Here is a 10,109-nt window from a genome sequence, read left to right on the forward strand (position 1 = left end):
GATCACCGGCAACGGCGTCAAAGGCCTGCTACTCGCCCGTCTGGAAGCGCTGGCATCAGGCGTCTCCGACCTAGCACCACCAACCACACTCCACAGCCACCCGGCCGGCCAGTAGCCGTTCTGGAAGCGCTGGCATCAGGCGTCTCCGACCTAGCACCACCAACCACACTCCACAGCCACCCGCCGAAAGGCCCCTGACCATGACCCGCAGCAAGCCAAGTCACGCCGAACACGCCGAACAGCTCCTCGGCGCAGCCCTGCCCTTCCTCCTCGGCGCAGGAATCTTCGCCGTCGCCTTCGCGCACGTCCTCGAGCTCGCACTGTGGGCCGGCCAGCCACGCTGGGCCGCGCTGATCGTCGCGAGCACCGGAGAGGCCATGGCGATCGCCGCCGGCCTGAAAATCCGCGCCCTGCGCCGGCGCCGCGCTGCCCTCGGCGCACCCATCGCCGTCCTGATCTGCGCCCTCGTCTGGTCCGGCGCCTGCAACCTGGCCACCTCCCTCATTCCGAGGGATGGCACCGGCCAGCTCACCGGCGACCCCGGCCTGTGGCCGCCCGTCGTGGCCGTCTGGGTCGTCATCGCCTTCGCGCTCGTCCTGAGCCTGGAGATGCTCAACGACCGCAGCGCGGCGCAGGCGCAGAACGCGCCGGTCGTCGACAAGACCACCGAGCCAGCACACGAGCTGGTCGCCGAACCCACCCCCGCGTCCGCCGACCCTGCGCCGGACAGCGCCGACACCGGGCCCCTGGCCCCCGTCGCGCGCATCCCCCGCGCCGCCACCCCCGCGCCGCGCCGGCGCGCCGACCGTGCGCCGCTTCGGCGCACCGGCACCAAGAAGGCGCGGCTCCTGGCCCTCGCGGCGCAGGTCGCACCGGACGACCCGCGCCGTCCCTCCGCGCTCGCGGCCGACCTCGCGGCGCAGGTCGGCATGACTCCCAACACCGCCCGGCGCATCCTCGCCGCCGCCCGCCGCTCCACCACCCCGGCCGGCGCAGACACGAAAGAGGCGCTGAGCGCATGAACCCGACCAGCATCACCATCCCGAGCCGCGCCGTCTTCGCCGGCGCCACCCGGCGCATCCTCGGCATGCACGACGAGTGGGACACCCCGTTCCACCACTTCATCTCGCTGACCTGGGACGGCACGGCCCTCGAGCCCTCCACCGTCGTCGCCATCACCACCGACATCCACCCCAGCGGCCATCCCCTGCTCATGGAGAGAGCGGCCCGCAAAGAGCTCGCCCGGGACTTGCCCGTCCCGTACGCCTACGCCTTCCTCCACGAGGTGTGGGCCGTCACCCTGGACCCGAACGCCAGCCCCGCCGAACGCGACGAGCTCGACCGCGTCGCCCTCCGACGCGAACTCGACCAGCACCCCGACCGGCACGAGCTCGCCGTCGCCTGCTGCGTCGACATCCACGGCCGCCTCTGGACCGCCACGAAACAACGCGGCACCGAACACGACGGCATCGACGAGCACTTCTACGGCGACCCCGACACCGCCCCCGGCGGCAGCTTCATCACCGCACTACGCGCCGTCGCCGACCTCGCGAAGCAGGCCCGGACATGATCCGCCGCCTGTTCCGCGCGCTCGGCCGACGACCCTGCCACCGCGCAGGCTGCGGCCATCCCCTCCACGCCCACCGCCACCACCGCACCGGAAGCGACTGCTCCCTGTGCGCCTGCCCCGCCTACCACCGGCGCATCGGCGGCCGGCGTTGAGGATCCGCATCGAAGGCGGCCGCGCCGAACTCGACGCCGCTGTCCGCGCCCTGCGCCAGGTCCTCGACGTCCACGGCACCTCCCGCGCCCACCCCAACCGGACAAACGACCGGCTCCGGATCTACGTCGACGCCCACGCCCGCCGCCCCGAAACCACCGAGCCCACCACCAGCCACCGACAGGACGGACCACCCACCCATGACCGATGACCAGCACACCGAGCACCGGGTCAGCCTCGAACTCTGCACCCGAGACCACACCGAAGCCCTGGGCCTGCTCGACCTGGCCTACGCCACAGCACGCGACATCGCCGGCGAGCACCCCGGCGTCGAACCCGCCGTCTCCATGACCACCTACCAGGTCACCGACGTCCAACCCCTCGTCCACGCCGCCGTCGTCGACGACGTCACCAACCGCGTCCTCGCCGCCATCCACCAGGACCGTCGCACCGAAGGGCCCTCCCGCGCATGAGCACCCACCTGGCCATCACCCCCGACGTCGAACGCGACCCCTGGACCGACATCACCAACCCGACACCCGGCCAGCTCACCCGCATCGGCCTACTCCGCCGCGGCACCACCGACGGCCGGGCCTCCGCCGCCCTCGTCGTCGAGCTCCCCGACGGCACCCAGGCCATCGCCCAGACCACCTGGCGAGTCCTCCAGGCCGCCGTCCGCGCCCTAGCCGCCGGCCCCGTCGGATCCGAGGAGACCCAGGACTGATGCACGACGACACCGACACCACCGAACCCCTCGACGAACGGATGATCGTCGAGCTCATGGGACGGGTCCGCCGCGCCGGCCGCGTCCGCGAAGTCGAGGTCGCCGGCCGCGGATTCCTGCGCCTCGACATCCCGAACGGCGACGCCTGGGTCACCCAGTTCGTGAGCCCCGACGCGATCTACGCCCTCACCCCCACCACCGAGACCATCGCCCGCGCCGTCGCCGTCCACGAACAACCCGAACCCGTCTCCCGCTGGGAGCTCCCCGCCGCACCCGCACCACGCACCGCCGACACCGACGGCCAGGACGGCGACCACGACGACCGGGAGCCGTTCTGATGGGCGGGGAAGGAGGACTCTGCGGGCCCGGCCTGCCCCCCATCGCCCGACCCACCTGGGTCCGCCCATCCGCCGTCGGTGAAGATCACCCGCTCGACGGCATCGGCACCCTCGCCCTGGCCCTCGGCGGCTCACCCACGAGCTGGACCGCCGAGCTCCTGCGACTCCTGGCCAAGAGCGACGAACGGCGTTTGGACGTCCTCGCCGCCGCGGTGCCCTGGCACGTCCACGCCTATCGCTGGTGGCGCCACCAGGGCCACCTCCCCACCGCCGGCGAGCTCTTCGCCGAGCTCGCCCGCGCCGAGGGGGCCGAGCATGGCTGATCTCGCCGTCGACAGCGTCCGCACTGACCGCGACGCCGGCACCGCCGAAATCCAGATCCGCCTGACCGCCCGCCGCCGCGGCGCGACGACCGCACACATGGTCAACCCCGACGAGATCCCCGACGACATCGCCCGGGCCCTGCGCCGCTGGCTCGGCTACATCGACGTGCCCGCCCGGACGGACCGGCCGTGACCGCACCCCTCCCGATCTTCCCCGGGATGACATGCCACTGCCTGTGCGGGTTCCTCCACCCCGCCCAGCCCGGCCTGTGTACCGACCAGTACGAGACCACCAGGCCGGTGTCCAAGCCGGACGTGGGCCTGGTCGAGGACCTGCCCCTGCGGATGTGCACACCCTGCGCCCAGGCGCACGACCAGCGCGCGGCGGCCGCCACCCCGGCCGCCTGCCCGCCGCACCCGTCCGAGGCCCTCACCACCCGCCGAGCCGGCCGGTTCAGCCGTGCCCAGGTCCAGACCTGCACCCGATGCGGAGACACCCAGGTGCTCGAACCATGACCAGCCAGCCCGAATCCATCCGGCGCGCCCACATGGATGAGCTGGTCGGGCTGCTCGCGGCCGCGGAAGCGCAGGTCGTTGAGCTGACCGAGCAGCTCGCCGCGGCCGAGAAGGCCTCCGCGGCCGCGGACGACATCCTCGCCGGCCGGGAGCTCGACCTCTCCGCTCAGAACCTGATGATCGCCCGGCGGCTCCAGCGGATCCTCGACGCGCGTACCGCCGAGCTCGCAGACGTCCTCACCCGGGCGGACGACCTGCAGCGCGCCCTGGACGACCCGGCTACTGAACTCGGCCGGACTCGTGAACAGCTCACCGCCGTCCACGACGTCATCGACCACTGGCTCGACCTGCACCGGACCATCACCCCGGCCGCACTGCCCACGATCCGGCTCACCGCCGCGGCCGCGGAGCTCCTGTCCGCGCTCGGCGCCGACCAGGCCGAGGTGCTGCAGCTCCTGGAGCAGGCCGGCACGGCCGAACAGGCCGATACCCGACCCCGGGGCCGCAGCGAGCTCGCTGACCGCGTCGACACGATCGCCCGCCTGGCCCGGCGCGTCCTCTACCTTGAGGACGAACTCGTCGACGCCTGGCACGACGGCCACCGCACCAACCAGCCCCTCCGCGACGTACTCGGCATGACCGAGGAGCAGTACGCCACCTGGGCGTCAGGCAGGCCGGACCAGGCAGCTACTCGCAGCCCGGAGGCTTCAAGTAGCGAGCAAGTAGCACCCCCGGAGCAGTGCCGTTCTGTCGTGGTCCAGGACCGCGACAGCCAAGACGTCACGGTCGCCGTCCTCGGCGCCCAGGAGATGACCGAGCAGGGCCGCGAAGCCCTCGGCCACATCGTCCAGGCCGCGGTCGACCGATTCGCCGACGACCTGGGCAAGCCACCGCCCGTGCTGCGGCTGGTCGCCACCGCCTTCATCCACGCCGCGGCCGCCCACGGCATCCTGCTGCGCCAGGCCGCCGCCAACGCCGGTGTCACCCCCGCCGCCGTCAGCCGCACGATCCAGGGCGCCGCGGACGCCGTCCACCTCACGGACCTCGTCCGCATCGCCGCCTGGGTCGGCCTCGACATTGTCGCCGTACCCAGGCCCGGCCCGACCCCGCCGAACACCCCCGAGCAGGAGCACCAGCAGTGACCAGCTATACGCCGACCGGCGGAGACGGCCGGTACGCCCGCATCTACCTGACCGACCTCGAGCCGCGCAGGGAGGAGGGCGTGCTGGAGTCGCCACCGCCCTCCTTCGAGGCCCTGGCCCTCGCGCTCGACCAGGCGCTCACCGCCGGCGACCGCGTCGGCGCGGCGGCACAGATCCGGCTCCTACGCGTCCGGGCCCGCGGGCTCGCCCCCTACTGGGAGCAGGAAGGGGGTGCCCCTGCTCCCCCTGGCCCGGCGTGCAGGAACCATCCGACATCGCCGGCGACGCACACCGCCGTCATGCCCGCACAGGCGAAGCAGCCCGACGGCAGCTACGACGAGCACGTGCCGCTCTGCCCGACCTGCGCCGTCAGGATCGGCACGATCGGCTTCCCCGTGGAGCAGCGATGAGGATCAGCTCTGACGACCCCCGGCGCCTCCCGGGGGACATCGCCGGTCCCGGTGGACCCCACGACGACCACCAGGTGCTCATCGACACGACCAACGCCGTCATCCTCGACGGCGCCGAGGTCGCCATCGCCCACAACGCCTCCGACAACACCGACCGCGGAGTCCTCCTGCTCGCCGGCCGCATCAACCAGACCCAGGACCGCGCCCGAACCGTCTACCTCCTCGACGAGGACGGCATGGCCGCGCTCGTCACCGAGATCGAAGCGCTGATGCGCCGAGCCGCCGGGGCCGGCTGGCTCGACCGCTACCGGGCCGCGAAGGCCCAGCGCATCGCCGACATGAAGGCCGCAGGCACCTGGCACCCGCTCCCACTCGACCCTCACCGCCCGTGAACCCGCCATCGCCCGCGGCCGTGCAGCTCGGTGACGCGCCGACCCACACCCGCACCCTGGCGGACGGCTGCGCCCAGCTCGACGGCTGCATCACCAACAGCGCCATCCCGGACTGGTGCGCCTACTGCGGCGCCCCTATCCCGCCCGCCTGGGACTGGGTCACGGCCCGCCAGAAGGTCATCGCCAGGGCCGCCTGGGACGCCCGGCAGCAGCGGAAGGAGCGTCAGATCAGCGCCCGGCGCGTCGAGAGGCTCCTCGCGTGGCGCCGGATCGACGCGGCGATGGCGCGGGGCGCGACCCTGGCCGACATCCTCCGAAGGATCACCGTCGCGTGACCAACGAGAGGCTGCGCGACCGAGGGGCGATACCGGACGTGAGGGGATGAAGTCGGAGCGGCGTAACATCCCCCAGCAAGACGCCCCGGGATAGGGCCCGGGGCGCTTCCCCAGGATAGGGCATCGTTGCCACGCCTTTTCTCATCATCAGAGCGCGCCGCGCTCTACCTTGCCGCGGATGGCCGCTGCACCCGATGCGGAGTGGATCTTCCGGAAGGCTGGCACGCTGACCACGTCGTACCTCACGTGGCGGGCGGACCGACTGACGTCATCAACGGACAGGCCCTCTGTCCTCAGTGCAATCTCTCCAAAGGATCTCGGGTGGACGTTCCACGTGGCTGGCAGGCCGAGGCGCTCGACAAATACCTCGCAGAGGCCCGCCAAGATTGGCTCGCCTGCGCAACTCCGGGCGCAGGGAAGACTCGATTCTCCCTGTTCGTCGTGCAGCGGCTCCGGCCTGCGGTCATCCGCCGAGTGTTCGTCGTCGTACCCACGGACGCACTGCGCCAACAGTGGGCGGATGCCGCGGCCGGCACCATCAACCTGCTTCCGGTCGGCGATCCAAGCGACATCGGCAAAGCGGGGTACGACGGCTATGTCGTGACCTACCAGCAAATGGCGCGTGGGGCGATGGCGAGCCTTGCGCGGCGCGTCGTGGGTCAGTCGCCAACGCTGGTCATCTTCGACGAGATTCACCACGCGGGAGAAAGTCGGTCGTGGGCAGAGGGCCTGCGGGAGGCATTCGACCCAGCTACACGTCGTCTAGCTCTCACCGGCACGCCTTGGCGGTCCGACGCCAACCCAATCCCGTTTGTCGAGTACGAGGAACCCGATACCAACGGCCGTCGGCGAGTCAGGGTCGACTACTCTTACGAGTACGGCCGAGCAGTCACCGACGGCGTGTGCCGCCCGGTGGTGTTCCACGCCTACGACGGCGAGGCTCGGTGGGTCGATTGCGGCCAGATCGTCGATGGCACGCTGACCGACGATGCAACCGCCGACGCCGCACTCGACACCGCGCTTCAACCAGGCAATAGCTGGATGCCCTCCCTGCTCCGCAAGGCAGTCGCTGAACTCGACGAGCTGCGTGTCGATGTCCCGGACGCAGGCGGACTCGTCGTCGCGGACAACCAGTCACACGCCCGCGAGTGGGCCGCCGAACTGGCACGTATCACCGGTGACCAGCCCACCGTGGTTGTGTCCGACGATCCCGAGGCCAAGGCAAATATCACCCGGTTCGATAAGGGTCGCAGCCGCTGGCTCGTCGCAGTCCGGATGGTCAGCGAAGGCATCGACATCAAGCGACTCTCCGTCGGCGTGTATGCAACCCGCACCGCCACACCTCTATTCTTCCGCCAGGTCGTTGGCCGCTTCGTCCGCACACGCCCAGGCGAAGACCACGCGGCGTCAATCTTGGTGCCTGCAGTGAGCAAGCTGACCGTGCACTGCAAGCAGATCGAGGAAGAACTGCGGCACGAGGTCGAGGCTGCACGCAAAGAGTACGAGAGCAGCGGTGGCTCCGGGCAGAACCCCCTAGATTTCCGCGAGCCGCTGTCTGCCTCCGAATCGACATTCGACCGGTCCATCCTCTCTGGGCAGGAGTTCCGGGCAGAGGCCTTGGACGAGGCCGCCCGGACCTGCGTCGAGTTCGGCTTCCCCACCCGGATGGCAGCCCAGATGGCCCGCTTGCTCGCAGAGAAAGCGGGTGGAGACCAGCCGGCTCCGGAGCCGGCAGCCACAGCAGTACCACGGCACCGGTACGAGAAGCAGCTGCGGGGCGAAATTGACATCCTCGCAGGCAAAATCGCGCGTCGGGCAGGCACCGAGAAGAAGGACGTCAACGCCAGAATCATCAAGGCAGGATTCCCCGCGCGTAAGCACTGCACCATTGACCAACTGGAGCAGATGCGGGACATGCTCGCGCGCTGGTTTGGTGAGGTGTGACCAGCAGTCCGAACCTCGCAGAGCGCGGAACCCGCATCGGTGCAATCGGATCCGCGATCCAGTCCGCCGACACCCGACTGTCGACCGTCACCGAGGGCGTGAAAGCAATCCTCAGAGACGAGTCCTGGCGCGAGTTCGTAACGGCGCGCGGAGAGCATGTTCAGCATGAGCGGTTCGTCGACTTCGTGACGACGCCGATGCTGCACGGCCTCGGTGTCACAGTCGATCTTGTCCGTCGGGTAGTGGCGGACGACCCTGCGGCGCTTGATCTCTTGGATCGGGCACTCCAAGGGGAACACGGTGGTGATCGAAGCGCCAACGTTGATAATAGCAACGTTGCTTCACGTCCCACCGGCACCACACAGGATCAGGCGCTCCGCCGTCTCCGTAGAGAAGCGGATGCCGGCAACGAACACGCTGCCGAGCTGCGCACCGAAGTCCTCGCAGGCCGTCTCTCTGCCCACCAGGCGATGATCCGCGCGGGGTTTCGCCCGAAGACCGTCTCGGTGCCCATCGCCAAGCCCGAGTCGATCGCCAACACCCTCCGCCGACACATGACCCCCGAGCAGTTGCGGGAGCTTCGGCGCCTGCTTGGCGACGACACGTCATAGTCTGCCCGGCCTCATCCGCCCGGGCAGATGTCCGGGCGGATGATGACGCTGTGACCGTGGACCTGGGCAGTCTGGTGGCCGAACTGGAGTCCCTCTGGTGTCGTCACCGCGCGCTGCGGGACGTCCCTGTCAGACACTGGCGAGTGGTGCGTGACAGGAGGGCTGACTGTGAATGCTTACTACGCTCCGCCGGGCGGGTACGAGGCGCCAGTCATCGACGGCTGCGCCACCTGCGGCGAGATCATCCTCTGTGAGCCGGTTATCGGTGGCTATGGCTGGAAACATCTGACCCGGGCGGACCACGCGGTGGTCATGCCCCGACCGTGGTGGGACACCAAGACCGGCGAGTGGTACACCGAGCCGATCGTCTGGACCTCACGGGACAGCGAATAGTCACTGGGACCTTTACCGGTCGATGATGGGCGTATGCCGCCGTCCGACGCTGACAGGGCCGACTACGTCTATGGGCTGGCCCGGGAGCTGGCGGACTGGTGGGACCGGCTCACGGAGATGCTGGACACTCGGACGCCGCCGCCGGCGGCGGTGCGGACGTTCGGCGCACTGGCCCTGTCGGAGACGCATGACTGCGGGACCGCCTGGGCGTACGCCGTGGACTCGACGGCGGAGGCGCCCCGGGTGTTCTGCCCGGCCTGCTCGGCCGGTGGCGCCCTGGGAACCCGCGCGGCGTACCTGCGGGCACCAGTGACAGCGGTCGGGTCAGGTGGCTCGCCGGCGCCGCTACGGATCGCCGCGCTCGACGCCGTGCAGACGATCGCAGGGGGCCTGGCCGTCGTCGAGGCCGTGGTACGCGCAGCGCTCGGGGACAGTGCCCGGCCGTCGGCGCGCACCTCACGCGACACGGTGGTCCAGGCCACTCGCTATCTGGGCCGGCAGGCCGCCCGGCTGGCCAGCACCGAGGACGACGACATCGCGTGGGCGGTCGATGAACTGCGCCGCCTCGTCGGTGTGCTGCGCGCGCAGGTTGGGACGGCGCGGCAGGTCCGGGCCATCGCCGGCCCCTGCCCGATCTGCTCGACGTGGTCGCTGCGGGCGCTGCTCGGTCGCGAGCAGATCGTGTGCACGAACAGCGTGTGCCGCTGTCAGAAGGACACGTGCGCCTGCCAGCAGGGCCGGCCGCACCTGTGGAGGTTCAGCCCCGACCCGGCCCGCGACGAATGGGCCCGCCTCAGCCTCATCCTCGACGTCGAGCTGTATGGACTCCTGGCCGTCGACGGAGCCTGATGGCTGACATCACGGTCACCACCGCCGAAGCCGTCGCCCTGCTTGCCACCGCCCAGCCGCCCGTCACCGCCCGGCATATCCAGGAATGGGCCCGGGCCCGCCGAGGGCGCCCCCCGCGGATCCGCCCTGTCGGTGCCCGGGGCCGTTCGCGACTGTATGCCTGGTCTGACCTGCTACGCCTCGAACGCGACACACGGCCACACCGAGGCCACGCCAGCCGCACCAGCGAGGACCAGGTACATTCCAACCGTGGGCGGTAGCCATGCCCACCGCGAGCCGGCCCGGCCGGCTGCTAACGCTGGTGCCCTGCTGGGTCTGCCAGGGCACCAGCATCTCGGCCCCGCTGAGCCCACGCCGGCGGACTAGGGCCGCAGGGCCTGACTCTTATACAAATCTCCGAGACCACGAGACC

At 70.6% G+C, this 10,109-nt stretch carries 17 protein-coding genes and 1 pseudogene; all 18 read left to right on the forward strand.

Annotated elements, in window-relative coordinates; translation table 11 throughout:
* The first annotated feature begins 200 nt into the window (after positions 1-200).
* The gene (locus AB1460_RS33720; protein ID WP_368966333.1) at positions 201-1,022 is read left to right on the forward strand and encodes a hypothetical protein; all 822 of its coding nucleotides are present in this window, start codon (positions 201-203) and stop codon (positions 1,020-1,022) included.
* Complete coding sequence (locus AB1460_RS33725) at positions 1,019-1,570, forward strand: hypothetical protein (RefSeq protein ID WP_368966335.1); 552 nt, start codon at positions 1,019-1,021, stop codon at positions 1,568-1,570. The genes AB1460_RS33720 and AB1460_RS33725 overlap by 4 nt, the downstream gene beginning before the upstream one ends.
* Positions 1,571-1,718: 148 nt before the next feature.
* Positions 1,719-1,931: a hypothetical protein gene (locus tag AB1460_RS33730; protein WP_368966337.1), complete on the forward strand. Its 213-nt coding sequence runs from the start codon at positions 1,719-1,721 to the stop codon at positions 1,929-1,931.
* The gene (locus tag AB1460_RS33735; RefSeq protein ID WP_368966339.1) at positions 1,921-2,193 is read left to right on the forward strand and encodes a hypothetical protein; all 273 of its coding nucleotides are present in this window, start codon (positions 1,921-1,923) and stop codon (positions 2,191-2,193) included. The genes AB1460_RS33730 and AB1460_RS33735 overlap by 11 nt, the downstream gene beginning before the upstream one ends.
* Positions 2,190-2,444 (forward strand): hypothetical protein, encoded by a 255-nt coding sequence (locus AB1460_RS33740; RefSeq protein WP_368966341.1) that lies wholly within the window; start codon positions 2,190-2,192, stop codon positions 2,442-2,444. Before AB1460_RS33735 ends, AB1460_RS33740 begins: the two co-directional genes overlap by 4 nt.
* A complete protein-coding gene (locus AB1460_RS33745; protein ID WP_368966343.1) occupies positions 2,444-2,782 on the forward strand; it encodes an acetyltransferase in 339 nt (112 codons plus the stop codon). Before AB1460_RS33740 ends, AB1460_RS33745 begins: the two co-directional genes overlap by 1 nt.
* Positions 2,782-3,105, forward strand: coding sequence for a hypothetical protein (locus AB1460_RS33750; protein ID WP_368966344.1), 324 nt, complete (start codon positions 2,782-2,784; stop codon positions 3,103-3,105). The genes AB1460_RS33745 and AB1460_RS33750 overlap by 1 nt, the downstream gene beginning before the upstream one ends.
* Positions 3,098-3,298, forward strand: coding sequence for a hypothetical protein (locus AB1460_RS33755; RefSeq protein ID WP_368966346.1), 201 nt, complete (start codon positions 3,098-3,100; stop codon positions 3,296-3,298). Before AB1460_RS33750 ends, AB1460_RS33755 begins: the two co-directional genes overlap by 8 nt.
* On the forward strand, positions 3,295-3,621 hold the full coding sequence (locus AB1460_RS33760) for a hypothetical protein (protein ID WP_368966348.1): 327 nt from the start codon (positions 3,295-3,297) through the stop codon (positions 3,619-3,621). The genes AB1460_RS33755 and AB1460_RS33760 overlap by 4 nt, the downstream gene beginning before the upstream one ends.
* On the forward strand, positions 3,618-4,763 hold the full coding sequence (locus tag AB1460_RS33765; protein ID WP_368966350.1) for a hypothetical protein: 1,146 nt from the start codon (positions 3,618-3,620) through the stop codon (positions 4,761-4,763). Before AB1460_RS33760 ends, AB1460_RS33765 begins: the two co-directional genes overlap by 4 nt.
* Positions 4,760-5,173, forward strand: coding sequence for a hypothetical protein (locus AB1460_RS33770; RefSeq protein ID WP_368966352.1), 414 nt, complete (start codon positions 4,760-4,762; stop codon positions 5,171-5,173). The genes AB1460_RS33765 and AB1460_RS33770 overlap by 4 nt, the downstream gene beginning before the upstream one ends.
* The gene (locus tag AB1460_RS33775) at positions 5,170-5,565 is read left to right on the forward strand and encodes a hypothetical protein (RefSeq protein WP_368966354.1); all 396 of its coding nucleotides are present in this window, start codon (positions 5,170-5,172) and stop codon (positions 5,563-5,565) included. Before AB1460_RS33770 ends, AB1460_RS33775 begins: the two co-directional genes overlap by 4 nt.
* Positions 5,562-5,900: a hypothetical protein gene (locus AB1460_RS33780; protein WP_368966356.1), complete on the forward strand. Its 339-nt coding sequence runs from the start codon at positions 5,562-5,564 to the stop codon at positions 5,898-5,900. Before AB1460_RS33775 ends, AB1460_RS33780 begins: the two co-directional genes overlap by 4 nt.
* A 126-nt stretch (positions 5,901-6,026) precedes the next feature.
* Positions 6,027-6,215 (forward strand): annotated as a pseudogene (locus AB1460_RS33785) (HNH endonuclease); the annotation flags it as partial.
* A gap of 6 nt (positions 6,216-6,221) precedes the next feature.
* On the forward strand, positions 6,222-7,844 hold the full coding sequence (locus AB1460_RS33790; protein WP_368966361.1) for a DEAD/DEAH box helicase: 1,623 nt from the start codon (positions 6,222-6,224) through the stop codon (positions 7,842-7,844).
* Positions 7,841-8,455, forward strand: coding sequence for a hypothetical protein (locus tag AB1460_RS33795; protein WP_368966358.1), 615 nt, complete (start codon positions 7,841-7,843; stop codon positions 8,453-8,455). The genes AB1460_RS33790 and AB1460_RS33795 overlap by 4 nt, the downstream gene beginning before the upstream one ends.
* Positions 8,456-8,623: 168 nt before the next feature.
* Positions 8,624-8,848, forward strand: a complete 225-nt coding sequence (locus tag AB1460_RS33800) for a hypothetical protein (RefSeq protein WP_368966359.1) — start codon at positions 8,624-8,626, stop codon at positions 8,846-8,848.
* A 33-nt stretch (positions 8,849-8,881) separates the two neighbouring features.
* Positions 8,882-9,697: a hypothetical protein gene (locus AB1460_RS33805; protein WP_368966360.1), complete on the forward strand. Its 816-nt coding sequence runs from the start codon at positions 8,882-8,884 to the stop codon at positions 9,695-9,697.
* Positions 9,698-10,109: the final 412 nt, after the last annotated feature.

The sequence above is a fragment of the Parafrankia sp. FMc2 genome (assembly GCF_041008525.1).
Taxonomy (GTDB): Bacteria; Actinomycetota; Actinomycetes; order Frankiales; family Frankiaceae; genus Parafrankia.

Coding starts and splice junctions, on each gene's coding strand:
- AB1460_RS33765 (WP_368966350.1), top strand. CDS start 3,618: ATGACCAGCCAGCCCGAATCCATCCGGCGCGCCCACATGGATGAGCTG.
- AB1460_RS33720 (WP_368966333.1), top strand. CDS start 201: ATGACCCGCAGCAAGCCAAGTCACGCCGAACACGCCGAACAGCTCCTC.
- AB1460_RS33750 (WP_368966344.1), top strand. CDS start 2,782: ATGGGCGGGGAAGGAGGACTCTGCGGGCCCGGCCTGCCCCCCATCGCC.
- AB1460_RS33755 (WP_368966346.1), top strand. CDS start 3,098: ATGGCTGATCTCGCCGTCGACAGCGTCCGCACTGACCGCGACGCCGGC.
- AB1460_RS33740 (WP_368966341.1), top strand. CDS start 2,190: ATGAGCACCCACCTGGCCATCACCCCCGACGTCGAACGCGACCCCTGG.
- AB1460_RS33805 (WP_368966360.1), top strand. CDS start 8,882: ATGCCGCCGTCCGACGCTGACAGGGCCGACTACGTCTATGGGCTGGCC.
- AB1460_RS33745 (WP_368966343.1), top strand. CDS start 2,444: ATGCACGACGACACCGACACCACCGAACCCCTCGACGAACGGATGATC.
- AB1460_RS33725 (WP_368966335.1), top strand. CDS start 1,019: ATGAACCCGACCAGCATCACCATCCCGAGCCGCGCCGTCTTCGCCGGC.
- AB1460_RS33735 (WP_368966339.1), top strand. CDS start 1,921: ATGACCGATGACCAGCACACCGAGCACCGGGTCAGCCTCGAACTCTGC.
- AB1460_RS33775 (WP_368966354.1), top strand. CDS start 5,170: ATGAGGATCAGCTCTGACGACCCCCGGCGCCTCCCGGGGGACATCGCC.